22 protein-coding genes are annotated in these 24754 nt (G+C 51.0%); 21 read left to right on the top strand and 1 reads right to left on the bottom strand.

Annotated features, from left to right (window positions below):
* The first annotated feature begins 296 nt into the window (after positions 1–296).
* The 4 genes from JMF85_RS21705 (at position 297) to JMF85_RS21690 (ending at position 4794) form a co-directional block, all read left to right on the top strand.
* Positions 297–1277, top strand: a complete 981-nt coding sequence (locus JMF85_RS21705; RefSeq protein WP_127606535.1) for a sugar ABC transporter substrate-binding protein — start codon at positions 297–299, stop codon at positions 1275–1277.
* Between the two features lie 73 nt (positions 1278–1350).
* The gene (locus JMF85_RS21700; RefSeq protein ID WP_196426851.1) at positions 1351–2829 is read left to right on the top strand and encodes a sugar ABC transporter ATP-binding protein; all 1479 of its coding nucleotides are present in this window, start codon (positions 1351–1353) and stop codon (positions 2827–2829) included.
* 16 nt (positions 2830–2845) lie between these two features.
* Entirely contained in the window at positions 2846–3844 is a 999-nt protein-coding gene (locus JMF85_RS21695) for an ABC transporter permease (protein WP_164751768.1), read from the top strand.
* Positions 3845–3867: 23 nt separating this feature from the next.
* Positions 3868–4794 carry an ABC transporter permease gene (locus JMF85_RS21690; RefSeq protein ID WP_196426852.1) on the top strand — a complete coding sequence of 309 codons (927 nt, stop codon included), beginning with the start codon at positions 3868–3870 and terminating at the stop codon, positions 4792–4794.
* 61 nt (positions 4795–4855) lie between these two features.
* Here the strand turns inward: JMF85_RS21690 and JMF85_RS21685 are convergent, their stop codons facing one another.
* Positions 4856–6451, bottom strand: coding sequence for a helix-turn-helix domain-containing protein (locus JMF85_RS21685; protein WP_127606527.1), 1596 nt, complete (start codon positions 6449–6451; stop codon positions 4856–4858).
* Between the two features lie 217 nt (positions 6452–6668).
* On the opposite strand from JMF85_RS21685, the gene JMF85_RS21680 reads away from it, so the two are divergent.
* The 17 genes from JMF85_RS21680 to JMF85_RS21600 all read left to right on the top strand — a co-directional run bounded on the left by JMF85_RS21680 (position 6669) and on the right by JMF85_RS21600 (position 24753).
* The gene (locus JMF85_RS21680; protein WP_127606525.1) at positions 6669–7454 is read left to right on the top strand and encodes an SDR family oxidoreductase; all 786 of its coding nucleotides are present in this window, start codon (positions 6669–6671) and stop codon (positions 7452–7454) included.
* Between the two features lie 17 nt (positions 7455–7471).
* Positions 7472–8521: a zinc-dependent alcohol dehydrogenase gene (locus JMF85_RS21675; RefSeq protein ID WP_201318878.1), complete on the top strand. Its 1050-nt coding sequence runs from the start codon at positions 7472–7474 to the stop codon at positions 8519–8521.
* 48 nt (positions 8522–8569) lie between these two features.
* Entirely contained in the window at positions 8570–9436 is an 867-nt protein-coding gene (locus JMF85_RS21670) for a transketolase (protein WP_127606523.1), read from the top strand.
* A 3-nt stretch (positions 9437–9439) separates the two neighbouring features.
* Positions 9440–10402: a transketolase family protein gene (locus JMF85_RS21665; RefSeq protein WP_127606521.1), complete on the top strand. Its 963-nt coding sequence runs from the start codon at positions 9440–9442 to the stop codon at positions 10400–10402.
* Positions 10403–10480: 78 nt separating this feature from the next.
* A complete protein-coding gene (locus JMF85_RS28450) occupies positions 10481–10651 on the top strand; it encodes a GapA-binding peptide SR1P (RefSeq protein WP_127606519.1) in 171 nt (56 codons plus the stop codon).
* A gap of 210 nt (positions 10652–10861) precedes the next feature.
* Positions 10862–11209, top strand: coding sequence for an alcohol dehydrogenase catalytic domain-containing protein (locus tag JMF85_RS21655; protein WP_054795386.1), 348 nt, complete (start codon positions 10862–10864; stop codon positions 11207–11209).
* Positions 11210–11649: 440 nt separating this feature from the next.
* Positions 11650–12648 (top strand): Gfo/Idh/MocA family protein, encoded by a 999-nt coding sequence (locus JMF85_RS21650; RefSeq protein WP_127606515.1) that lies wholly within the window; start codon positions 11650–11652, stop codon positions 12646–12648.
* A 49-nt stretch (positions 12649–12697) separates the two neighbouring features.
* A complete protein-coding gene (locus tag JMF85_RS21645) occupies positions 12698–13936 on the top strand; it encodes an MFS transporter (RefSeq protein ID WP_308645032.1) in 1239 nt (412 codons plus the stop codon).
* An 81-nt stretch (positions 13937–14017) separates the two neighbouring features.
* Positions 14018–15466, top strand: a complete 1449-nt coding sequence (locus tag JMF85_RS21640; protein WP_127606511.1) for an aldehyde dehydrogenase family protein — start codon at positions 14018–14020, stop codon at positions 15464–15466.
* Between the two features lie 39 nt (positions 15467–15505).
* On the top strand, positions 15506–16519 hold the full coding sequence (gene iolG / locus JMF85_RS21635) for an inositol 2-dehydrogenase (RefSeq protein WP_127606509.1): 1014 nt from the start codon (positions 15506–15508) through the stop codon (positions 16517–16519).
* A gap of 46 nt (positions 16520–16565) precedes the next feature.
* A complete protein-coding gene (iolD, locus tag JMF85_RS21630) occupies positions 16566–18431 on the top strand; it encodes a 3D-(3,5/4)-trihydroxycyclohexane-1,2-dione acylhydrolase (decyclizing) (protein ID WP_127606508.1) in 1866 nt (621 codons plus the stop codon).
* 33 nt (positions 18432–18464) lie between these two features.
* Positions 18465–19322, top strand: coding sequence for a transketolase (locus JMF85_RS21625; protein WP_127606506.1), 858 nt, complete (start codon positions 18465–18467; stop codon positions 19320–19322).
* A complete protein-coding gene (locus JMF85_RS21620) occupies positions 19322–20281 on the top strand; it encodes a transketolase family protein (RefSeq protein WP_054795389.1) in 960 nt (319 codons plus the stop codon). Before JMF85_RS21625 ends, JMF85_RS21620 begins: the two co-directional genes overlap by 1 nt.
* An 11-nt stretch (positions 20282–20292) precedes the next feature.
* The gene (gene iolB / locus JMF85_RS21615) at positions 20293–21099 is read left to right on the top strand and encodes a 5-deoxy-glucuronate isomerase (protein ID WP_201318909.1); all 807 of its coding nucleotides are present in this window, start codon (positions 20293–20295) and stop codon (positions 21097–21099) included.
* 16 nt (positions 21100–21115) lie between these two features.
* Positions 21116–21943 (top strand): sugar phosphate isomerase/epimerase family protein, encoded by an 828-nt coding sequence (locus JMF85_RS21610; protein WP_054795390.1) that lies wholly within the window; start codon positions 21116–21118, stop codon positions 21941–21943.
* Between the two features lie 20 nt (positions 21944–21963).
* Positions 21964–23115 (top strand): sugar ABC transporter substrate-binding protein, encoded by a 1152-nt coding sequence (locus JMF85_RS21605; protein WP_141334587.1) that lies wholly within the window; start codon positions 21964–21966, stop codon positions 23113–23115.
* A 141-nt stretch (positions 23116–23256) separates the two neighbouring features.
* Complete coding sequence (locus JMF85_RS21600; protein ID WP_483874222.1) at positions 23257–24753, top strand: xylose ABC transporter ATP-binding protein; 1497 nt, start codon at positions 23257–23259, stop codon at positions 24751–24753.
* Position 24754: the final 1 nt, after the last annotated feature.

Genomic DNA, 24754 nt, shown 5'->3' with positions numbered 1-24754 from the left:
TGGACCTTCGCATCCTATGTATATAGGCGAGCGCCAAGACTTACAGGCTGTATGCTGTAGGTCTTTTTGCGTTGCGGCAATCTGTGATCATTACCCCGGGCCTCTGCGCCCAATAATAATGGAAAAGCACACGTATTGATAAAAAAAACACACCAATTCCCGAATCAATCTAAGTAAAATACAAGTAGTAAAAACAATAAACCAATGGGGGGAAATGATCCGGGGCGGTTAGAAAACTTAAAAATGTAAGCGTATTATTATCTGATTCTATTACTTATATAATTTGGAGGAGAAAGATGAAAAAAATAACTAGTGTCGTTGCAAGTGTATTACTCGTTGCGTTGCTCCTTACAGGATGCGGTACATCAAACCCGGCAAATACGGCAAACCAGGCAAATTCATCCGGCAATAGTCAGGCGGGCAATAAAAAGATCGGCGCCTTGTGGTCCACGACATCCATCCCGCCGGTACAGGTCATTATTAACAAAGCGGAACAAGACGCCAAGACAGCAGGGGCCGAGATTGTCAATATGGATGCCCAATTCGATCCCTTCACGCAGGCTACGCAAGCTAAAAATTTGCTGTCGCAGCGTGTTGGCGCCGTTCTTGTGAACGTCATAGATCCCGAGGGAATCGTTCCCAGCTTAAAGCAATTTCATGATGCGGGAATCCCCGTAATCATCGGGACGCTGCCGGTATCGAAGCAGGCAGATCCCTATATTACGTCGTTTGTAGGTCCGGACAACATCGCCGCCGGTAAGCTCGCAGGCGAGTTAATGGCCGAGGCCCTGGGGAGCGCCGGCGGTAATGTCGTGATCATTGAAGGTGCGCCGGGGATTACGGTACAGGATCGTACGGCCGGATTTAAAGAGGGCTTGCAAGGCAAGAACATCAACGTGCTGAATATTCAAACCTCGCAGTGGGACCGTGCCAAAGCTTTATCCATTATGCAGGACTTCTTATCCAAGTATCCGGATTTGAACGGTGTGTTCGTCCATAATGACGACATGGCGATGGGGGCTATTCAGGCGATTAAGCAGGCGGGAAAGACGGACCAAGTCAAAGTGATCGGGTTCGGTGGAACGAAAGAAGCGGTCAAAGCTCTCGAGCAAGGAGACATGTATGGAACGGTTACGGAAGATTTAGTCTGGACCGCTCAGAAAGAGATCGAAGTGGCTTTGGCTGCCATAGAGAAAAAACCGGTAGAAAAAGCGATTTATGTTCCGACAGGGAAGCTTACGAGAGCAAACTTAGCCGGTTACACCCCGACCTATTGACGGGCACCCGTCAGGGCTACATGCCTGAAAGAGCCGGTTGATTAAAATATGAATGGATTGCAGGTGTTCATCCATGGATGTATTAGAGATGAAAGGGATAAGCAAATCGTTTCCAGGCGTGAATGCTCTTCAGGACATCAATTTAATTGTCAAAAAAGGAGAGGTTCACGGTTTGCTGGGCGCTAACGGGGCCGGGAAGTCCACGTTAATGAAGGTATTGTCGGGCGTCATCCAGCCGGATGAGGGAGAGATCCTTTTTCAAGGAGAACGGGTAAGCTTTAGCTCTCCGCTGGCTGCTCAGCAGAAGGGAATCGCCATTATTCATCAGGAGCTTAGCCTTGTTCCGGCCTTGTCCATCGCCGAAAACATCTTCTTGGGGCGGTTATTCGGCAAGTCCCATAACATTGACTGGAAGCAGGTCAATCAACAAGCGGCCGTCCTGTTGAAGCAGATCGGTACTAATCTGAGTCCGAATACGATCGTGAGAAACCTGAGCGTGGCGCAAATGCAGCTGGTCGAAATTGCGAAAGCGCTGTCGTTTGAAGCCGACCTCATTATCATGGATGAACCGTCGGCCGTATTGAGCGGGCCCGAATTGTCCCAGCTGTTCGATACGATCAGCTCCTTAACGGCCAAAGGAGTGACCGTTATTTACATCTCCCATCGGCTGGAAGAAATTTTTACGATCTGTAACCGAATAACGATTATGCGCGATGGCCAGGTCGTAGAGACGAGGCTTGTCGCCGATACGGACAAAGATCAAATCATACGCGGAATCGTGGGCCGCGATCTGAATGAAGAATATCCCGCGCGCGAGTTTATCGAGCTTGGCGAAGAGATTTTATCGGTCAAAGGGTTAAGTTTAAAAAATAAGCTGCACGATATTTCCTTCGATGTAAAACGCGGAGAAATCGTAGGGTTGGCCGGGTTAGTCGGCTCGGGAAGAACGGAGATTGCCCGTTGTATTTTTGGCGCAGACCGCTATGATCAAGGTGAAATCAGGTATAAAGGGACCCGGGTCGATATCCAGAATCCGCGCAAAGCCATTGCACTCGGGATCGCCCTGGTTCCGGAAGATCGGAAGGACCATGGGTTAATTACAAAATTCCCGCTCCGGTTAAATTTCACGATGGCGGCGATCCGTAAAATCGTCAAGTGGGGATTTATCAAGTCAAAGGCGGAACGCCAAGCTTCCGAGAATCTCGTCACGCAGCTTAACATCAAGACGCCCTCGATCGAACAAATTGCGCTGAATCTTAGCGGCGGCAATCAACAGAAGGTTGTCGTGGCCAAATATTTATTTTCCGATGCGGATATTCTCATTCTGGACGAACCTACCCGTGGCGTGGATGTCGGGGCGCGGAGAGAAATCTACCTGGTTATCCGGGAACTCACCCGGAGGGGGAAGGCGGTTGTGCTCATTTCATCGGATTGGGAAGAGCTGATTGCCTTAAGCGATCGCCTGGTCGTTCTTCATGAAGGAAGAATTAAGGGGGAAATGTTTCAGTCCGAAGCGAGTGCCGAGAGCATCTTGCAGCATGCGCTTATTTAGAGAAAGGATGGATACAGTGGATACGGTTACAGCTGCGCAAAATCAGACCTCTGTCAGTCGGATTAAACAACGAATGGGATTAGCCGATTTCGGCCCGGTCCTGGCCCTGTGTCTGTTACTCGTCATCGGCTCGTTGTTATCCCCTGTGTTTTGGTCGAAAGGGAACATCATCAACGTACTGACTCAAATCTCTGTTCTGGGATTGGGCGCGCTCGGGATGACGTTTGTTGTAATTGCCGGTTTTTTTGACTTATCGATCGCCGGCATCTTATCGCTTAGCTGCGTGCTTGCGGTGGGGCTTCTTCCCGTCCTGGGTACGGTAGGGTCCGTTATCACGGTTATAGGCATAGCCGTTATCATTGGGATCATGAATGGTTCGATCCTTCGTCTCATCAAAGGCGACTTTGGAGCTTCGATTATGATAACCTTTGGTACGGGAACGATATTATCCGCCCTGGCTCTTATGTATACCAAAGGATTTACGCTTATGCTGCAAGAAGATCCGCTGTTTAAATGGTTTGGCTACGGGCAAGTGTTAGGTCTCCCTTCCCCTGTCATCCTGATGATCGTTTGCGCGGTCATCCTGCATGTGATTTTACAAAACACTTCCTTAGGCCGGTCTATCTATTTAACGGGAGCCAATCCGGAAGCCGCCCGTTTGTCCGGTATTCCTATTCATCGGATTCGGACGATTACATACATTGTAGCGGCCGTGTTAGTCGCGATCGGTGGTTTTATTCGAAGCTCGCAAACGGTCAGCGCATCTCCCGTAGCCGGAGTCGGCTTCGAATTAGATGTTATTGCGGCAGTTGCGATAGGCGGAACGAGCTTGGCCGGCGGCGAAGGAAACATCATTCGCACGATGATAGGCGTACTGTTAATCGGGGTACTCAGCAATCTTTTTGTTCTCGTCGGGTTAAGCAATTTTGACCAGATGATGGCGAAGGGGCTCATCATTATTGCGGCTCTCATTTTGGATAAGCGTAAAGAAACCAGGGGTATTCGCAGGAGGTAAAAGAAATGAGCGTCTTAAGAAACGTGTACGAACAAAAAGTATTGCTTATCTTAATCGGGATGTTTGTTATCGCCTCCTTCTGTGCGCCTTATTTTCTAACGTTCCAGAACATCAATAATTTAATTATGCAGATCAGTATTTACGGAATTATGGCGTTTGCGATGACGTTTGTCATTTTGATCAAGGAATTCGACCTGTCGATAGGTGCAGTGATGGCGTTTTCAGGCATATTTCTGGTGAAAATGTCATCCTATACAGGCATGATGGCCGCTATTTTGATCACGCTGCTGGCTGGCGCCTTGATCGGCTTGCTCTCGGGTCTGTTAGTCAGCGTGATGCGCCTGAACTCCTTTATCGTCACGTTATGCGCCATGTTTTTTTACAACGGTCTGGCTCTCAAAATATCGAGTGGAAAACCGATTATGACGCAGGATCCGATTTTAAACTGGCTTGGCAACGAGACAACGCTTTGGATTCCCAACCTCATTTGGATCTTTGTCATATTCTATGTGATTTCGGAATACGTACTTCGCAAAACCAAGTACGGACGTAATGTATATGCCGTGGGCGGAGATGTCAAAGTGGCGGAGCTAACGGGAATTGCTGTTCCGTTTTATAAGATTAGCGTTTTCGTTATTTCCGGTGTCTCTGCTTCCATGGGCGGCATTCTGCTCACCGGCATGTTGAATTCGGCCTCGCCGTTTGTGGGCGGAGCCGCTGCCTTAACGGTCATTTCCAGTGTCGTGATTGGCGGAACGAGCCTGGCCGGAGGAGAGGGAAGCGCCACTCGGGCCGTAATGGGGCTGTTTATACTAGGCATTCTGGATAACTCTCTGGCTTTGCTCAATGTGCAATCGTTCTATCAAGCCCTTCTCAAAGGTATTCTTTTGGTGGTCGTGATTGGCTGGGATTATTATGTTCGCAAGGCCCGGGTTGCCCATGCTGTATAAGTGAAATGAAATGCCCTAACTCCGTAACTTATCGGTGAGCTAGGGCATTTTCGCCGTATCCTTAAATATATCCGGCCTTCATATTCTGTTTTTTGTACTGCATAGGGGATAAGCCGGTCACTTTTTTGAACGTTTTGGAAAAATGCTTGACTTCAAAAAAACCGACTCTGGCGGCTACATGGCAAACCAGCTCGTCGCTTGAGGCAATCAGCTCCTTGGCTTTTTGTATGCGATAAGTGATGATGTACTTGATGATGCTGATGCCCAGCTCCTTCTTGAAAATTTGACTTAGATAGGAATTGCTTATATTTAAGTTGGATGCAATGAAATGGACCGTGATATCTTCCCTGTAGTGCTGATGTATAAATTCGATGGCCTGAAATACGATGGAGTTTTTAACCGTATTTTTGATGGATAGCTCCGCTTTAAGCAAATGAAGGGATTCGATAAATTCGGAGCATTTTTGTTCAATAGAAGAATAGTAAAGTTGGCTGGGGGCATTGCTGTCGGTTATTTTTTTATTGTATAAATCGCCGTACTTATCGCTTAACGTGGATAACAGGGATGTGTGGCAATAGTAGTAAAGATTGTAGTTGAGACTTGGCTTAATAATAGTCAGGAACAGTTTCTTGATCAGCTCGCTCAATTTAGGGTTGAACAGATCGTAATTGATCAGCTCCCTGATTTCACGGAGCATGTCATCAATATAGTGATAGTTGATTTCTTTACGCAAGGAATTCACGTACTCCTGGGTAATTAATTTAACGTCCCTGCAGAAAAAATTGTAAATTTTCAACCGGTCAAACGATTCGTAAGCGCTCCGGATATCCTCTATATTTTTGATATAACCGCTCATATATCGGAACGCTGTTTTGCAATTGGTTACATTGTTCAGCTTCGAGATAATATCAAGAAGCTTATACTGCTTGCCGGCCTGGCTAACGGAATCATAGTCATTGATCATGATGCACAATCGGGTCGGATTAATATAGAAAGCTTCGCCGCCTCCATATTCGTCGAGCACCTCCTGACATTCGTTTACAAATTCCTCTCCGACGAAGTAGTAAATATTTTTGTTCAAATCGTGATCCGCATATTCGATTTCCATCAAATTCCATAGATATAAATAATACCCGGAATTATTCAGGTTCAGACCGGCCTTTTTCTTATAATACAAAAACTCGCTGTTCGTGACTCCCCGCAATATATCGTTCAAATATTCGGTCTTTTCAAGCCTCTTAATCCTCGAATCCATGATCAGGTTAGAGTCTTCTTCTTCCCCGATATAATTAAATCGACAATGATAAGCCGGGCTTAAAGCATGGGTGAAAAACTGTTTGATTTGATTCATATAATGAATGTCTTTATGGGTCGTAACGGAGTAAGCGATTTCATTTTCCGATATGACATTAAAAATGAGCAGAATAGGGGAGATATTGAATACCGCTAAGTCATGGAAAAAATTTTGGATTTTATAGACGGGATGGGTGACTTGAAAAATGATCACATCGGCAGCGAGTTCCACCGCTTTTTCAGCACAAGCATCATAAGAATCGGCCCTATACGAGATGGTAAACCCGCTTGCGTTTGCAGTGCTGCAATCACGGAACATGCTCTTTAGATGATCTTCCGCATACAGGATGACTTTTGAAGCCATAACCTACCTCCGTATTGTAGTTAAATTCTGGATATAGTCATTATAATTTTAGGATGAGAACGTTGTCAAACCGAATCGTTTCGTGCAGATGAGGGCTGGCGGCCCCCGTCATAAACATGAAAATGCACACGTATTTCTAAAAAAAGCACACCCAATCCGCCGGACGAATCAGTAAAATCAATATATAAATTCATTTCATACAAAGAGAGGTGCCAGCATGTCACAGGGACTCGCAGATTTTTCATTGGATGCATTTTCGTTGAAAGGCAAGGTCGCCATGGTAACCGGCGCCAATCAGAACCTTGGCATGGCGTACGCGGTCGCCTTTGCCAAAGCAGGCGCGGATCTGTTCATCCCTCACTTTACGGATGACGTATCCGAGGTCAAGCGGCTTATCGAAGAAACCGGCCGGAAGGTCGCGTTTCTGCAAGGGGATTTGACCGACAAATCTTACATCGAGCGTGTAGTCCATTCCTGCATGGAGCAGTATGGGAAAATTGACATTCTCGTCAACAATGCCGGCGCCAGCATGTTCGGCGAGTTTCTGGACTATCCGGATGCGGCGTGGCAAAAAATTATGGATATTAATTTGAATGCCGTCTATTACTTGAGCCATCGGGTGGTGAAGGAGATGGTCAAGCAGAAATCGGGCAAGATTATCAATATTGCTTCGGCGCTCGCTTTTACCGCCGACAAAAAATGCCCGCCCTATACGACCAGCAAGCATGCCATTGTAGGGTTGACGAAAGTGTTTGCCAATGAAGCAGGCCCGTACAATATTCAAACGAACGCGATCGCCCCCGGCTTTTTGGCTACCGACGTCAATAAGGAATTGCACGAGGATAAAGCATACTATGACAAAATTACAAACCGTATTCCCAGTGAGCGCTGGGGTGTGCCTTCCGATCTGATGGGAACGGCTGTGTTCCTGGCAAGCCGCGCCTCGGATTACATCAACGGCTGGACCATTAACGTCGACGGCGGGTTTGCCACTACATTGTAAAAAGGAGATCAGCCTCTGTGAAAACGATTGCGGCAGTGAAAATAGGCAGCTTGAAAGACCCCAATGAAGCAACAAGAGGGCGCGTTCAGGTCATCGAAATTCCCGAGCAGGAGATGGGGGACGAGGATGTCAAAATCAAGGTCGCCTATTGTTCCATCTGCGGTTCCGATCCGCACCTGGTGGAAGGCATATTCGATTTGGAACCGCCGTTCGGGCTCGGTCATGAGGTTTCCGGCACCATCGTGGCCCTCGGGCCAAAAGCCGTTAAGAAAGGGCTGAAGGTCGGCGACAGGGTAGCGGGCAACTTCTTGAGATTTTGCGGCACCTGCTATTATTGCCTGAACGGGCAGGAGCAGTTTTGCGAACATATGATGGAGTATAACAGACCCGGCATGTCCGAATCGATCGTCTGGCATGAATCCCAGGTATGGAAAATTCCTGACGATGTTAGCTTGAAGGAAGCCTGCCTTCTGGAGCCTGTGTCGATTGCGGTAAGAATTGTGGACAAGGCGAACATGAAGGCGGGGCATCGCGTGGCCATTTCAGGCGGCGGCCCCATCGGTCTGCTGACCCTTCAACTGATCAAGAGGTTTGGCGCCACCTCCCTGACACTCATCGAGCCGATCCAGAACAGGCGGGACTTGGCCCTGGAATTTGGAGCCGAGCATGTGATCGACCCGGTAAACCAGGATGTCCGGGAGGAATCCAGGAAAATTACCGGAGGGCGAGGCTTCGATCTGGTTATTGAAGCTTCCGGTTCTCCCAGAGCCGCCAACGCGGCATGCGACATTGCGGCAAGAGGCGGCACCGTGCTCTATATCGCGATGTTCCCGAAGGACTATGAGATGCCGCTCAATCTGTACGACAAATGCTATTGGAACGAGCTTACGGTTTCGGGTATCTTCGTGGCTCCGTATGCGTTTCCCCGGGCCGTTCAGCTGCTGCCGAAGCTTGATTTGAAACCGTTTACGCAGAAAGTTTTCCCGTTGGCTCAGGGGGAAGAGGCATTCGCTGCCCATGTTAGCGGCAACTATACGAAGGTGCTTATCCAATGCAACGAAGATTAACGAGCTTGGCGATTGATCAATCTGCGATGTACAAAGGAGATCTCAATGATGAGTAATGTCGATTTGGAACTGGTTCAAAAACTGGAAGACAAGGCCGTCGAAATCAGAAAAAATCTGTGTACCTTTATTTACAGAATCGGCACCGCCGGTCATTTGGGCGGCGAATTGTCCATCGTGGACGTTGCCGTTGCCCTCTATTACAAATACATGAACTACGATCCGAAAAATCCGAAATGGGCAGAAAGAGACCGGCTCATTTTGAGTAAAGGCCACTGTGCCGAAGCGCTTTATACAATCTATTCCGATATGGGAATGTACACGATGGACTACATGGTCGAACATTTCGAATCGCTTGACACAGCGGTGTTCAGCATGCACCCTAACCGGAAATATATTGATGCCATCGAGGCCTCAACAGGCTCGCTGGGGCACGGTATGCCCCTCGCCACCGGCCTCGCGCTAGGCGCGAGAATGTCCAAGGCCAACTGGAGAACCTTCTGCATTATTGGCGACGGCGAGCTTCAGGAGGGCACGAACTGGGAAGCCTTCATGGCGGCCGGCCAATTTAAACTGGGCAATCTGGTAGCAATTATCGATAAGAACGACCTGCAAATGTCGGGTCCGACCAAGGATACCGTCAGCGTCGATCCTCTTGGAGATAAAATGCGGGCTTTCGGCTGGGATGTCATCGAAATCCAGGGCAACGACATGTATGAGGTATGCAGCGCGCTGGAGTCCCTGCCTCCGGCAGACCCCGTTACCCCGAGAAGGCCGATCTGCATTATTTCCACGACAACCAAGGGCGCGGGCGTTTCCTTCATGGAAAATGTCGTCGCGTGGCATGCAGGCTCGCTGAACAAAGCCAAGTGGGAAGAAGCCCTCGAATCCATCGAAAGCAAAAGGAAGGTGAGATAAGCTATGGCAGTGGAAATTAGTTTGAATTTTGATCAAATTTTGTCTTCGGCCAGAGAGGTTTATGGTTCAGAGTTGATGAAAATGGCCGATGAAGGGTTGGAGTTTGCCTTTCTTTGCTCCGATAACGTAGCTCCATCCTCGACTGTCGGCAAATTCATGAGCAAATATCCGGACCGCTGCTTTAATGTCGGGATCGCGGAAGCGAACCAGGTGGGCATATCGGCAGGATTGGCGTTATCGGGCAAAATTGTGTTTTCGCAAGTGTTCGGACCGTTCCTGCCTCTGAGAGCCGCAGACCAGATCCATGCGGATATCGCCTACAATGATGTGCCCGTCAGGCTCATTGGCACTCACGCGGGAGTCACATCCGGCGGCGGGCCCACCCACAATGCGATCGCCGACCTGTCCTTCTACAGGGCGGTGCCGAATTTGACCATTATTTGCCCCGCCGATGCCAACCAGTGCGCAAGAGTGGTCCGGGAATCGATGAGTTATCCGGGTCCCATGATTATCCGCATTGCCAGAGGCGCGGAACCGGACGTCTACCTGAATAACGATTATGAATTTCAAATCGGCAAGTCCATCACCGTTCAGGAAGGCAAAGATCTGACGCTGATCGGCACGGGCAGCAGCGTATACTGGTCGTTGATGGCGGCCAAAGAGCTGGAACAATCGGGGATCAAGGCGAGAGTCATCGACATGCACACGATCAAGCCGTTTGATACGGATGCGGTGCTCCGAGCCGCCTTGGAGACAGGCTGCGTCGTGACCGTCGAGGACCAGAGCATCAACGGAGGCCTTGGCGGCGCCGTGGCCGAGATTATTGCGGAGGCGGGCGTTGCCTGCAAGTTTAAGCGAATCGGCCTGCCCGACCAGTTTGCCGTTCTCGGCGAGCCCAACGAAGTGTACAAATATTACGGGATGGACCCTCAGGGGATCGCCCAGACCGTGAAAAGCTTGTTATAACGAAAGGCGTTGCGCAGCGGGTTATGCCGGCCATGTTTCCGAATCCGTGCAGCGGATGGAAGAAAGGATGGATCATGTATGGACAACGCAACTTCCCGGGTTGAGCTTGGAACGATCCTGTGCAAGTATTGCGAGCATATGATTGCAACGTTCGATTCCGAGAAAATAACTTTTTATTATTCCGACTGTCAAAGGCCCGATTGCTTGGAATCGCGGGTGAAGACGGACCGGCCAATGACGGAATGCTGACATCCGAACAATCGGACTGAAAAGTAGCAGGACCAAGGCGGGGGGCTCTATGGAGTCTCCCGTCTTGGTTTTATGAACAGTCCAGCGCTAATAATTTTGTTGTACAGTTCTAAAAATAATGCTAGTATAAGCTCATTGGAGGGTAAAGGTTTACCTTGCCAAATCGAATCCAGGGGAGGGTGAAAATGAAAGCTGTCGAGTTACCCGCCTGTGAGCATCGGGCATGAATTTTCGGGGATCGTTGTTGAAGCAGGCGAGAAGGTGAAACATATCAGGAAGGGGGATCGGGTGACCGTTCTGCCTTCCACCGCCATTACATGCGTCATATGCGCGTACTGTACAACGGGAAATTATATATTATGCAATGACCGCAGATCATTAGGCTCAGGTATAGACGGCGGCTTTACGAAATATGTCATGGCCCGAGAGGATATGATTTATAAAATTCCGGACCATGTCACGCTTGAAGAAGCGGCCCTAACCGAGCCGCTGGCCTGCGCCGTTCAAGCGACGGAAGAGTTGACGTCGATTCATGCGGGCGACACCGTGCTTTATTGACGTATGACGAATAGGGAATAGGCAGGGTGCGAATAAGCGCCAAAGAATTTCAGTGTTGATAAATATTGCCATATATGCTAAAATAAAAACCATAGATTAAGGAAAAGGCTTTCCCTAAAATGCAGACCAATTAGCGAGGTCAGACGGTAGTTAGAACGCATGAATGTGAGTAATATCCGGCGATACGGGCTGGATTTAAGGGAATTTATCGTAAAGCAGCTCCGCTTAGTTGGAATTAAATGCGCAAACCAGCAGAATTCAGGGTTAAACATTTTCCTTATATAGGCCTTACATAACCGATAACCTCCGGTCGATAGAGAAGGAGGATGCAACTTAGACAGGGAGAGGCGGCAGCCATGCAACAAATCCCTTTTGAAAGCGCTTCCGTTCCTCTGCGGCCACGTACCTGTAATGCCATAAAAACCGGAAGGGGTCAAACGATGAGTAACAAGGTTCGATGGGGAATTATCAGCACGGCCAAAATCGCGCAGGAGGAATTGCTTCCGGCTTTTCGGGATGCGGTCAACGCGGAGGTGACAGCAATCGCCAGCTCAAAGCCGAGCGCGAAAGAAATCGCTGCGCGATTCCAGATTGAGAACGTGTACGAGACGTACGACGCGCTGCTGGAAGATCCGAACATCGACGCGGTCTATATTCCGCTGCCGAACTCGCTCCACGCCGAGTGGGTGATCAAAGCCGCAGAGAAAGGCAAACACGTCTTATGCGAGAAGCCTGCCGCATTAACGGCCGAAGAGACGGCACATATGATCGAAGCTTGTCATCGGCACGGCGTTATTTTTATGGAAGCGTTCATGTACCAATTTCATCCGCAGCATCAACGGGTCCGGGAGATAATAGCTTCCGGCGAGCTCGGAGAACTCAAGACCATGAAGGTAAGCTTTTCGTTCTTCCTTGAGGGGCGGGAAAGCAACATTCGCACGAATCCGGAGCTGGGCGGAGGCTGTTTGTATGATGTGGGCTGCTACTGCGTGCACGCGATCCGGAATGTGCTGGGTACCGAGCCTGAGCGGGTGTTTGTATCGGCTAAGAAAGATAAGCCGGGCGGGGTGGATCTGTCGGCAGCCGGGTTCATGGAGTTGAAGAACGGGATGACGGCCTTGTTCGATGCCTCAATGGATCAGAAGCAGCGGCATCATTATGAAATTGTGGGCACCAAGGGATGCGTGAGGGTGAACCGGGCGTTTTTACCGCAATTAACGGACGGGGTATCCTCGATCACGGTGGAAACGGACGATGGGGCCTCGAGGGATGAAACGATCGCGGGCCATCAGTATGTGCTGCAAGTCGAGCATTTCTCGCAATGTGTGCTGGAAGGCTTGACGCCATTCTATACGCCGGCCAACACCATCCAGAATATGAAAGTGATTGACGCCTGCTATGAATCGATCGAGAGGGAAGCTTTCGTCACCGTCGATTAAAGTCTTGCTGCGAAGGAATGCGCAGGCTGCCGTATGCGCATAGAACTCCATCAAGGAGGTTGTAGACATCGAGAAAATTCATGGTATCCGAGTCAAAGATCATGCGCTGTTTATCGCGGTTACCTTCCTGTTCTGGTCTTCCCAGTATGTGTATTCGCCAATCTTATCCTCCTATCTGGAGCAGAAGGGGGCCGGTCATCTCTTGATCGGCTTGATTCTGGGCAGTTACGGCATTACCCAATTGCTTATCCGATTTCCACTGGGCATGATGTCGGATTATTTAAGCCGAAGGAAGCTGTTCGTTTCACTCGGTTTGGTTATGAGCATGCTGAGCTGCATGGGCTTATTAATGGGGGATTTCGGCTGGATCTTAGTGTCCAGACTTGTCTCGGGCGTATCCGCGTCGACTTGGGTCGTCTTTACGGTTCTGTATTCGGCTTATTTTGCAAGCGGGAACATAGCCAAAGCGATGTCCAACATACAGTTCGTTACCGTGGCTGCTCAGCTTCTGGGAATGAGCGCAAGCGCATTTCTCGTCAGCGGTTGGGGGTGGCACGCCCCCTTTTGGGTCGCACTCGCTTTCGCTATGCTAGGCGCGCTGCTTTCTCTGGGCATTAAGGATACGGAGCGCCAATCTTTCAAGAAACCTGTGGGTTGGGACGGATTGACCGCCGTTGTGAGAGAGCCGAACTTGTTGAAAGTATCCTTGCTCTCCACGATCTGCCACAGTACGTTGTTTATTACCATATTCGGGTTTACACCGCTGCAGGCATTCAAGATTGGCGGAACGGAAGAGGCCATCAGCATGCTGGTCGTTGCTTTTATGATTCCCCATGCAATCGCCACCTTCCTGTCGGGTCGACTGTTTATGAAACGATGGGGGAGCTGGACGACTTTGACGATCGGTTTTGCAGGCAGCGCCGTCTTTACGCTCGCCACCCCGTTTATTCATGATCTTGGCTTGCTGTGCTTGACCCAGGGGATCAACGGATTTGCGCAAGGACTGAGCTTTCCATTGTTGTTAAGCTTGGCGCTGCGAGGGATCAGCCAGGAGAAGCGCGGAACCGCTATGGGATTTTATCAGGCGTTCTACTCGCTCGGTATTTTCCTGGGACCTTTCCTTGCCGGATGGTTTAACGACGGCTCCGATTTAACCGGCGGCTTCCTGTTCTCAGCGGCGACAGGCTTGCTCGCGGCCTGTTTGACCGTGTACTGGAACCGTTCGGACAAATCGGCGAATGCTCATGCGAGGGACAGCAGAAGCGCAAGCGCAGCGGGAAGCGGATAAAATAAGGCAACTATTTATAGCTTTAGGTTAAAGGCTTTCCCCAAGTGTTATGCTATTAAAAAGGAATGAAGGAGGGTCGCCATGCTGGCGCAAAAAACAATTAAGCCGCTGTTCATAGGCGGTGAATGGGTTGAAACTTCCGAGCTGCATCCTATTTACAATAAATATACAGGTGAATTATTCGCACAAATTAGCAAGGCGGGAGAAGCGGAGAAGAATGCGGCGCTGGAAGCGGCGGAGCGGGCGTTCAGGCAATCCGACTTCGCTCCCGCCCAGAGATTTCAGGTTCTGATGAAGATGTATCATCTGCTGCTTGACCATCTGGAGGAATTCGCGGAGGCGATTGCCGCCGAAGGCGGTAAGCCGATTGTGGATGCCAGGACTGAGGTAAACCGGTCGGCGCTGATTTTCTTGTTGTCGGCAGAGGAAGCGATCAAAATTACCGGCGAGATGATTCCGGCTCAAGTGGCGCCCAATCTTAACATCGGCAAGCGGCTCATTTACACGATCAAAAAACCGATAGGCCTTGTTTGTGCGATAACGCCTTTCAACTTTCCCTTAAATCTGGTTGTCCACAAGGTCGCTCCGGCCTTGGCGGCAGGCAATCCCGTCATCATTAAACCGGCTTCAGATACCGCTTATTCCGCTCTGAAGCTGTGCGAGCTTCTGGAGAAAGCCGGCTTGCCGAAAGGTTTCGCAAGCTGTTTGGTGGGAAGCGGCTCCACCTTGGGCGATCAATTACTTACGGATCAACGGATCCATAAGTATACCTTTACCGGGTCTCCCGAAGTCGGGAAGCATATCCATCGAACGATCGGGATGCGAAGAGTGACGCTGGAGCTGGGGTCGAACTCCGCAACGATTGTCCACCAAGACGCCGATGTGGAAACGGCTGCGGCCAAGCTGGCTCGAATGTCCTTTGCGCATGCAGGCCAAATTTGTATCTCCGTACAACGCATCTACGTGCACAAAGAGATCGAACAAATTTTCATGGAGGCGTTTCTCAGATACACGGCAAGCCTCAAGGTCGGCGATCCGCTGGATCCTTCCACAATCGTTGGGCCTATGATCAGTGAGAAAGAAGCGATCCGCATTGAAGGGTGGGTGAACGAGGCCGTTGAACAAGGCGCGAAGATTTGGACCGGCGGCAGAAGAGAGAACAACGTGTATTACCCGACGGTTCTTACCGGCGCTACCAAGGGCATGAAGGTCGTCGATGAGGAGGTGTTCGCTCCCGTCGTATCGATTGCCACTTATGAGACGATCGAAGAAGCCGTCCGGCTGGTCAATGACTCCAAATACGGCTTGCAGGCCGGTGTATTTACCCAATCGGTTTCTCTTGCGCACACGATTCCTTATTTGCTTGAGGTCGGGGGAGTCATGATTAACGATACGAGCAGCTTCCGCGCCGATCAAATGCCTTACGGCGGAGTCAAAGAAAGCGGTATGGGCAAAGAGGGGCCGGCATTTGCCATCGAAGAGATGCTGGAAACCGTAACCGTAGCCGTGAATTTGGAAGAGCAGCTATAAACATCAAACCAAACAAATCAAAAGAAAGCGGTGGACAGCATGAAGCAAATTCGTTGCGCTGTATTGGGATTAGGTCGTTTAGGGTACTGGCATGCGGAAAACTTGGCGACAAAAATCAGGGGGGCACGGCTGCTGACCGTCATCGATCCGATTGCAGGCCGGGCGGAGCAGGTCGCGAGCGAGCTGGGGATTGAAAGCTATTCGATCGATCCGGACGACGCGTTTAACAATCCGGATATCGATGCGGTGGTCATTGTGACGCCTACTTCCACACATGCGGAGATGATCAAAAAAGCGGCTGCAAAGGGAAAACAAATTTTTGTGGAAAAGCCGATCACGCAAACGTTAGCGGAAGCGGACGAAGTGATTGAGGCGATTCGTAAAAACAACGTCGTCTGTCAGGTCGGATTTATGAGACGATTCGACCCCGCCTATCACGAAGCGAAGAAGAGAATCGCGAAGGGGGACATCGGCCAGCCGATTTACTTCAAAGGCTTAAGCCGGGACGGCAATGTGCCGCCGGCCTCGTTCATCAAGCACAGCGGAGGCATTTATTTGGACATTTCCATTCACGACTATGACATCGCCAGATATTTGATGAATGCGGATGTCGTCTCCGTTCAAGCAACGGGTCATGTCTTGATGCACGCCTTCTTGTCCGAATACGGAGATGTCGACCAGGCTCTGACAACGCTTCAATTCAGCAACGGAGCGGCTGGCGATATCGAAACGATGCGTATTGCGCCTTACGGCTACGACATCCGGGGAGAAATCGTCGGTACGGAAGGGGTTATCACAATCGGCTCGCTGCGCGAGCATAACATCCAAATTTTGAACCACCAAGGCAGCACATACGACATTATTCCTGATTTTCCAAGCAAGTTTAAAGATGCTTATTTGCTGGAGATGGCTCATTTTATTGAAAGTCTGATGAACGGAACGAAACCGGATTGTACCGAAGAAGACGGCAAGGCTGCACTTGCGATCGCGATCGCCGCAACGGATTCGTTCAAATCCGGGAAGCTTGTCCAGATCCAAACCGTCAACGCTTAATCCGGGTCTTCTTGAACCCCAATCCATATCAAGGAGTGTTGCAAGCATGCAAACGATACGATTAACGATGGCTCAGGCCTTGCTGAAGTACCTGGATAACCAGTATATCCGTGTCGATGGGACGGAACGCAAATTCGTCAAGGGTGTCTTCGGCATTTTCGGCCACGGGAATGTGACGGGAATAGGGGAAGCCCTCGAGAATGATCGGGGAAGTCTGACTTACTACCAAGGTAAAAACGAGCAGGGTATGGCCAATGCGGCAATCGCTTTTGCCAAACAAAACAATCGGACGGAAATTTTCGCTTGCACGTCGTCGATCGGACCCGGAGCGCTGAACATGGTGACGGCCGCAGGGACGGCAACCGTAAACCGCATTCCCGTCCTGCTGCTGCCTGGCGATATTTTCGCGTCCCGGCAGCCGGATCCGGTATTGCAGCAAATCGAAAATCCGAGCGATTACACCATATCGGCCAATGACGCCTTCAAGCCGGTGAGCAAGTATTGGGATCGCATAACCCGCCCCGAACAACTGATAACTGCGCTTACGAATGCGATGCGCGTGCTTACGGATCCGGTTGATACGGGAGCGGTAACGTTGGCGCTCCCGCAAGACGTACAGACCGAAGCCTACGATTACCCTGCCGCGTTCTTCAGGAAACGGGTTCATGATGTGGAGCGCGCAGCGCCGAATAAAGAAACCGTCGCACGGGCCGTTGAGCTGATCCGAGGCAAGAAGAAGCCGCTGATCATTGCCGGGGGAGGCGTTCATTATTCCCAGGCTGCCGAATCATTAAAGGCATTTGCGGAAGCGTTCCACATTCCGGTGGCGGAGACGCAAGCGGGGAAAAGCGCCTTGCCCTGGGATCACCCCTTGAATATCGGGGCGGTTGGCGTAACCGGCTCGCTTGCGGGAAACCTGCTGGCCAAGGAAGCCGATTTGATCATTGGGATCGGAACGCGTTTGGCGGATTTCCCAACCTCCTCCAAAACAGCGTTCCAAAACCCGGACGTCGATTTCTTATCCATTAACGTCAGCAAGTTTGATGCGTATAAAATGGATGCCAAGCGGATCGTTGCCGATGCGAAGGAAGCGCTTCCGGTTTTGGCGGAGGCCTTGAAGCAAGCGGGGTACCGGAGCGGTTATGAGGCCGGTCATATCGAGACTTTGAAGAAGCAGTGGGATGAGGAGGTCGACCGTTACTACAGCGCCGAGAACCCCGACGGATTAGCGCAAACGCGTGTATTGGGCGAAATCAACCGTTTCATCGATGAACAAGACATCATCATTTGCGCAGCCGGCAGCATGCCGGGGGACCTGCAGCGGTTGTGGAGAAGCAAAGTGCCTAAAACCTACCACATGGAATACGGTTTCTCGTGTATGGGTTACGAGGTGAGCGGGGCGTTAGGCGTTAAGATGGCGGAGCCGGACAAGGAAGTGTACGCGCTTGTTGGCGACGGCAGCTATTTGATGCTTCACTCCGAGCTGGTCACCTCTATTCAAGAAGGCTATAAAATCAATGTCCTGCTGCTCGACAATAACGGTTTCCAATGTATACACAATTTGCAACGGGGCCAAGGCAGCCAAGGATTCGGCAACGAATTCCGTTACCGTTCCAGGGAAACCGGCCGGCTGACCGGCGACTATGTGCAGATCGATTATGCCGGCCACGCGAGAAGCCAGGGCGCGGTTGGCTACACGGTACGCACGCTCGAACAATTGCACAGCGCACTGGCCGACGCGAAGCAGCAGCAGGTATCGACCTTGATCGATATCAAAGTGCTGCCGGGAACGTGCACGACCGGCTACGAATCGTGGTGGAGATTGGGCGTCGCGGAAGTATCGGAAAGCGAAGATGTCCAAGCGGCCTATCGGCAAATGCAAGACAAAGTCCAATCCGCGAGAGTGCTGTAAACCGTGGATCAAGCAGCTGAAGGAGGAAGCGAAATGAATGGAACCTTAACCCAGCTTCGTTTACAGGAGCTTGAAAGGTTGGCCTCCAAGACGAGGCAGTTGATTTTGGAAACGGTCCATCATGCCAATGCAGGGCATATCGGGGGACCGCTTTCGGTTACGGATATTTTGGTCAGCCTGTATTTTGAAGCGATGCATATCAACCCCGAGGATCACCTCGGACGCGACCGGGACCGCTTCGTATTGTCGAAGGGGCATTCGGCCATCGCCTTATACACCGTCCTGGCGTTGAGGGGCTACTTCCCGGTCGAGGAGCTCCCGACCTTTGACGAAATCGATTCCCGCCTTCAAGGGCACCCCGACATGAATTTGCTCCCGGGCCTGGATATGTCCACCGGCTCCCTCGGCCAAGGAATTTCCGCAGCGGTCGGCATGGCGCTGGGCGCCAAGCTGCAAGGCCAATCGTTCTATACGTATTGTGTGATCGGCGACGGCGAGGCCCAGGAAGGGCAAGTATGGGAAGCGGCCGATGTGGCAGCGAAGTATAAGCTGGACAACTTGATCGTCGTGATGGATTACAATAAGCTGCAGCAATATGGCTGGAAGGGCAGCGAAGGCGATTTGCGCGAGGCTCCCGTCCAGGACCCGCGACTGCGGTGGGAGGCGTTCGGCTGGCATGTGAGCGAGGTGGACGGCCATTCGATGGAACAACTGCTCGACGCCTTCTCGGACGCGAAAGCGGTGCAAGGTAAACCGGTTATCGTCATTGCGCATACGTTGAAGGGCCGAGGCGTCAGCTTTATGGAAAATAACTACGTCTGGCACGCGAAGGTACCGAACGCCGAGGAATTGAAGAAAGCCTTGCAACAATTACAAGGGGGGAGTCGCTGATGGCGGTTCAGTTGGGAAACGCGGTTGCGATGAGGGACGTCTTCGGAGATACGCTGGTCCGGCTTTCGCAAACCGATCCGCGAGTCTATGCATTGGACGGCGATTTGGCGACCTCAACCAAGATGGATAAAGTCGCCGAAGCCAACCCGTCCAAATTTCTCCAAATGGGGATAGCCGAGCAAAATATGGTCGGTGTGGCGGCAGGTCTCGCAACGGTGGGCCTGCAGCCTTGGGTTTGCTCGTTCGCCGCCTTTATTACCAAACGCGCTTTGGACCAAATCATGGTGACGGTCGCACAACCCAAGCTGGATGTCAAGATGATCGGTGCCTACAGCGGGCTTCTTACCGGATGTACCGGCAAAACCCATCAAGGTCTTGAGGATCTGGCGATTATGCGCAGCATTCCTAACATGGTAGTGCTTTCTCCGGCCGACGGGGTGGAGGTCAAGAAAATGATGGAGTTCGCCAACCAATACAACGGGCCTGTTTATATCCGGCTTGCCCGGGACCCGCTGCCGACGATTTTCGATGAAGTCTCCTATTCGTTTACGCTGGGAAAAGCGATCAAACTCAAAGACGGTGAAGACGCGACGATCATCTCAACCGGTACGCAAACGGTTCGTTCGCTGGAAGCCGCCCAGACGCTGGAAAGCCGGGGCATCCGGGTTACCGTGCTTCATATGCCTTCCGTGAAACCGATCGACCAGGCGGCCATCGTGGAGGCGGCCGAGCGGACCGGCGCCATCGTAACGACGGAGGAGCACACGATCTATGGAGGCCTTGGAAGCGCTGTTGCGGAAGTGCTGGTAGAAAATTGCCCCGTTCCGATGCTGCGGGTAGCCGTTCAGGATCGCAATTCCGAATCCGGTTCCAACGATGCGCTGCTGAAGAAATACAATATCGGACCGGAGAACATTGTCCATGCCGTAGAGCAAGTTTTACAACGAAAGGGGAAATGACGTTGAACTCATTGAACAATTTGATCGTACCCTCGTCTAAAGAGCCGGGCAGCAACGGGAACCGGCTTGTCGTCACACCTGAAAGCGCAGGCTGGAGTCACGTGGGATTCGAGGTATATACGTTAGCCGAAGGCCAGTCTTTGCACAAGGAAACCGGCGGGAACGAGCTGTGCGTCGTCCTATTAAGCGGGAAGGCGACGGTGGCTACGCAGAACAAAACCTGGGAGCATATCGGCCAGCGGATGAGCGTGTTCGAGCAAATGGCTCCTTATTCGGTCTATGTGCCGCCGGGCGACTCTGTGAGAATTGCTGCAGATACGGAGTTGGAGATAGCGATTTGTTCGGCCCCTGGCAAGGGAACATACGAAGCGAGATTGATATCGCCTGAAGATGTCGCCGTTGAAATGAGAGGGACGGGCGATATGGAGAGGCAAGTCAACAATATTTTACCCGAGAGTGCGCAGGCGGACAGTTTGCTGGTCGTCGAGGTGTTCACGCCGAACGGGAATTGGTCCAGCTACCCGCCGCATAAACACGATCAAAATAACTTGCCGGACGAAACCTATCTGGAAGAGTCGTACTACCACCGGATTAAACAGGAGGGCGGTTTTGCGATCCAGCGCGTTTATACGGACGACGGCTCCCTGAATGAGACGATGATTGTGAAGGACGGAGACGTGGTGCTCGTGCCGAGAGGCTACCATCCGGTCTCGGCGCCCCCGGGGTATGACCTGTATTATTTGAACACGATGGCAGGCCCGGTACGCACATGGAAGTTCCAGGATGATCCCGACCACGCATGGCTGAAATCGAAGTGACGGAGGGAACGCCATCATGGTAAACCGATCGTATAAGCTGGGCATTTGCCATTGGTCGCTGCCTATCGACGGGCCTTACGCTTGCAGGACCGCCTCCGAACTTGGGTTTGAGGGCATCCAGCTCGAAATTGGAAGCTACGAAAGAGGGTTTCCTGTATCGCGGAGAACGGTCCAACAAGCTTATCTGGGGCTGGCCGAGCAATATGGCATCGCTTTTCCGTCCATTGCCGTTCGCGTAACGGATGCGTACAGCATGACGCAGCCTCCCGACTCCGTCGACAGCGGGATCGTGAAGGAAGCCATCATGCGATCCATTGAGGCGGCGGAAGCGATGAACATTCCTACGGTCATGATCCCGAGCTTTCAAGTGAGCGATATCGTGAGCGAGCAGGATCTCATTCGCAGCGCGGAGATGCTGATCTCCGCCTGCGATTACGCTCAGCAGCGGGGCATTGCCGTGGCTACGGAAAATTTGCTGGCTGCGCAGATGATGTTCCGGTTGGCCGAAATCGTCAACCGGCCGAACTTGAAGCTTTATTTCGATACCCAAAATTACGCTTTGTTCCGGGGATATGACGCCCCCGCCATGCTGAAGGAGCTGGCTCCCCTGCTAGGTGATGAAATCCATGTGAAAGACGGAAAACACGGTAAAATCAGCTCGTCTCTGCTCGGAGAGGGCGATTCGGGATTTTACCGCAGCATGGAGGTATTAAAGGAGATCGGTTATACCGGCTGGATCATCCTGGAAAATTATTACGATCAATTGCCGCTGCGTTCGAAGCATGACGAACCGGAATCACTCATCAAAGAAGATATGCGCCTATTAATTAAAGCGCTTTCTTAATATGAAGGGGGAGTTTTGGAATGAAGAAGAATGTTTTGAAGAGCGTTTCGATGATGATCGTGCTGCTATCCGCCTTTATGACCGCTTGCAGTCAGCAGGCGGGAACCGGTGCGCCGGCCGGGCAAAACGCGGGCTCCAGTGAACCTGGCGCCAGCGCCGCAAAAAGTAAAAATGATGAAGTGGTCATCGGTTTCTCCGTCGGCACCATGAAGCAAGAGAGATGGCAGCGTGAAGTGAAAATGGCGCAAAAATATGCAGACGAGAAGGGATTCAAGCTGATTGTCCAGTCTTGTGAAGAAGATGCCGCGAAACAGGTACAGCAGGTTGAGGGCATGCTGACACAAGGGATTGACGCCCTGCTGATCTCGGCACAAGACTCGGAATCGTCCGGCGTTATTGTGGAAAAGGCGCATCAGGCCGGAGTGCCGGTAGTGGCCTATGACCGCTTGGTCCGTAACGGAGACCTGGATTATTATATTACGTTCGACAACGTCAAGGTAGGCGAGCTGCAAGCCAAGATGCTCGCGGACCGGTATCCGAAAGGCAATTACATTTGGGTGCTCGGCGGTCCGGAAGACAATAACGCGCATCTGTTGAAACAAGGGCAGGAAAGCGTGCTTAAACCTTATATGGACAAGGGCGACATTAAGATCGTCGTTCAGCAATGGGCGAAAGGCTGGAACCCGGAGGAGGCGCTGAAAATTGCAGAAAACGGCCTGACCAAGGCGAAGAACGACGTCGTTGCCGTTATTGCCTCCAACGACGGTACCGCAGGCGGTGTAGTCCAAGCGCTGGAATCGCAAGGCTTGGCGGGTAAAGTGGGCGTTTCCGGCCAAGATGCCGACATCGCCGCCCTTCAACGGATTGTGGAAGGCAAACAAACCGGCACCGTGTACAAGCCTACTCAAGTTCTGAACCAAACCGCGATGGATCTTGTCTACGCTTTGGCGGCAAAAGACGAAGCGAAAATCAAAGAGTTGAACAGCGGAAATTTCAAAAACGGTCACGTCGGAACGGTGGATAACGGTACTAAAAAAGTGACAAGTCTGCTCATGGACGTGCAGCTTGTAACCAAGGAGAATGTGGTAGACACGGTAATTAAAGACGGCTATCAAAAAATGGAAGACATCTATAAAAATATGCCGAAGGATCAATGGCCTAAAGCCCAATAGAGCATTATGCCGCTTTCGTAAAAGCTGGAGGGTGGGAAAGGGAGCGGGGCACCGCCGCTTCCTTTCTTTCCTGATCTATCCTTGGAAACTTAAACTCCGAATGGTCAAGAAGGTGATACTTTGAGCGAATATTTGTTGGAGATGAATCACATAACCAAAGAGTTTCCTGGCGTCAAGGCGCTCAATCAAGTGAACATACAAATTAAAGAGGGCGAGGTTCACGGTCTTTGCGGAGAGAACGGCGCTGGAAAATCGACGATTATTAAGATTCTTAGCGGCGTATACCCATACGGCACTTACGATGGGGAAATTGTAATCCGCAAGGAAGTGCAGCATTTTCAGCATACGGCCGATTCCGAGCGGGCAGGCATCGTATGTATCCATCAGGAGCTGGCTCTCGTCCAGGAGCTTTCCGTGCAAGAAAACATTTTTCTCGGCAACGAACCGACAAAGATGGGCGTCATTCAGTGGGATGAGCTTTACCGGAATACGACGGCGTTGTTGAAAGAGCTGGATTTAAAGATCAATCCTAATGAAAAAGTGAAGAACCTGGGTGTCGGACAGCAGCAGTTGGTCGAAATTGCCAAGGCGCTGTCGAAAAAAGCAAAAATTTTAATCCTTGACGAGCCGACCTCGGCATTGACGGAGCACGAGGTCGAGATTCTGATGAACATCATAAGGAAGCTTAAGGAAAATGGCGTAACCTGCATCTATATCTCCCATAAATTCAACGAAATTTTTGAAATTTGCGATTCTGTTTCCATTCTTCGGGATGGGACCTATGTCGGAACGAAAGACATTCATGAGCTTGACCGTGAATCGTTAATCTACATGATGGTCGGCAGAAAGCTCGATAAAATGTTTCCCCGCGAGCCTCATACGAGGAAAGAGCTTTCCCTTGAAGTGAAAAACTTCTCGGTATACGACGAGCAGAACCCCGGGCGGAAGCTTGTCGACCGTGTCAATCTTCAAGCTTACAAGGGCGAAATTCTCGGCATATCCGGCTTGATGGGCTCGGGAAGAACAGAGCTGGTATCCGGCATTTTCGGCGCATTCCCCGGGAAGAAGGAAGGGGAGGTATGGATTGATGGGGTTAAAGCGAGGATCGAGAGTCCCGTCGAAGCGACCGAATACGGCATCGCGCTTGTTTCCGAGGATCGGAAAAAATACGGTCTTGTGCTCGACATGAGCATAGCTGAGAATATCACCTTAGCCAGCTTGAATAAAATTTCGGCATTCGTCCTTCATCCCGATGATGAAATTCAGTATTCCCAAAAATACGTCTCCGCTTTAAACGTTAAGACATCCAGCGTCGAGACACAGGTTAAAAATCTCAGCGGGGGCAACCAGCAAAAAGTCGTCATCGGCAAATGGCTGATGACCGAGCCTAAAATTTTGATTCTCGATGAGCCCACGCGCGGCATCGACGTTGGGGCGAAGTTTGAAATTTATAAAATCATGAACGAGCTTGTAGAGGCGGGCGTTACCGTCATTATGATTTCATCGGACCTTGAAGAGGTGCTCGGCATTAGCGACCGGATCCTGGTTATGTGTGAAGGCAGAATCGAAGGCGAGCTCGACTATCGGGAGGCTACGCAAGAGAAAATTATGCATTATGCAACCGGAGGAGGTAGATGAA

Source organism: Paenibacillus sp. EPM92 (genome assembly GCF_016586185.1).
Lineage (GTDB): Bacteria > Bacillota > Bacilli > Paenibacillales > NBRC-103111 > Paenibacillus_G > Paenibacillus_G validus.
The sequence above is the reverse complement of the archived record's forward strand: the minus strand, read 5'-3'. Positions and strand labels throughout refer to the sequence as shown.

Bases quoted from the DNA above. Each gene is read 5' to 3' on its own strand.
- JMF85_RS21705 (WP_127606535.1), top strand. From the start codon at position 297: ATGAAAAAAATAACTAGTGTCGTTGCAAGTGTATTACTCGTTGCGTTG.
- JMF85_RS21700 (WP_196426851.1), top strand. From the start codon at position 1,351: ATGGATGTATTAGAGATGAAAGGGATAAGCAAATCGTTTCCAGGCGTG.
- JMF85_RS21685 (WP_127606527.1), bottom strand. From the start codon at position 6,451: ATGGCTTCAAAAGTCATCCTGTATGCGGAAGATCATCTAAAGAGCATG.
- JMF85_RS21680 (WP_127606525.1), top strand. From the start codon at position 6,669: ATGTCACAGGGACTCGCAGATTTTTCATTGGATGCATTTTCGTTGAAA.
- JMF85_RS21670 (WP_127606523.1), top strand. From the start codon at position 8,570: ATGAGTAATGTCGATTTGGAACTGGTTCAAAAACTGGAAGACAAGGCC.
- JMF85_RS21665 (WP_127606521.1), top strand. From the start codon at position 9,440: ATGGCAGTGGAAATTAGTTTGAATTTTGATCAAATTTTGTCTTCGGCC.
- JMF85_RS28450 (WP_127606519.1), top strand. From the start codon at position 10,481: ATGGACAACGCAACTTCCCGGGTTGAGCTTGGAACGATCCTGTGCAAG.
- JMF85_RS21650 (WP_127606515.1), top strand. From the start codon at position 11,650: ATGAGTAACAAGGTTCGATGGGGAATTATCAGCACGGCCAAAATCGCG.
- JMF85_RS21640 (WP_127606511.1), top strand. From the start codon at position 14,018: ATGCTGGCGCAAAAAACAATTAAGCCGCTGTTCATAGGCGGTGAATGG.
- iolG (WP_127606509.1), top strand. From the start codon at position 15,506: ATGAAGCAAATTCGTTGCGCTGTATTGGGATTAGGTCGTTTAGGGTAC.
- iolD (WP_127606508.1), top strand. From the start codon at position 16,566: ATGCAAACGATACGATTAACGATGGCTCAGGCCTTGCTGAAGTACCTG.
- JMF85_RS21625 (WP_127606506.1), top strand. From the start codon at position 18,465: ATGAATGGAACCTTAACCCAGCTTCGTTTACAGGAGCTTGAAAGGTTG.
- JMF85_RS21620 (WP_054795389.1), top strand. From the start codon at position 19,322: ATGGCGGTTCAGTTGGGAAACGCGGTTGCGATGAGGGACGTCTTCGGA.
- JMF85_RS21610 (WP_054795390.1), top strand. From the start codon at position 21,116: ATGGTAAACCGATCGTATAAGCTGGGCATTTGCCATTGGTCGCTGCCT.
- JMF85_RS21605 (WP_141334587.1), top strand. From the start codon at position 21,964: ATGAAGAAGAATGTTTTGAAGAGCGTTTCGATGATGATCGTGCTGCTA.
- JMF85_RS21600 (WP_483874222.1), top strand. From the start codon at position 23,257: ATGAATCACATAACCAAAGAGTTTCCTGGCGTCAAGGCGCTCAATCAA.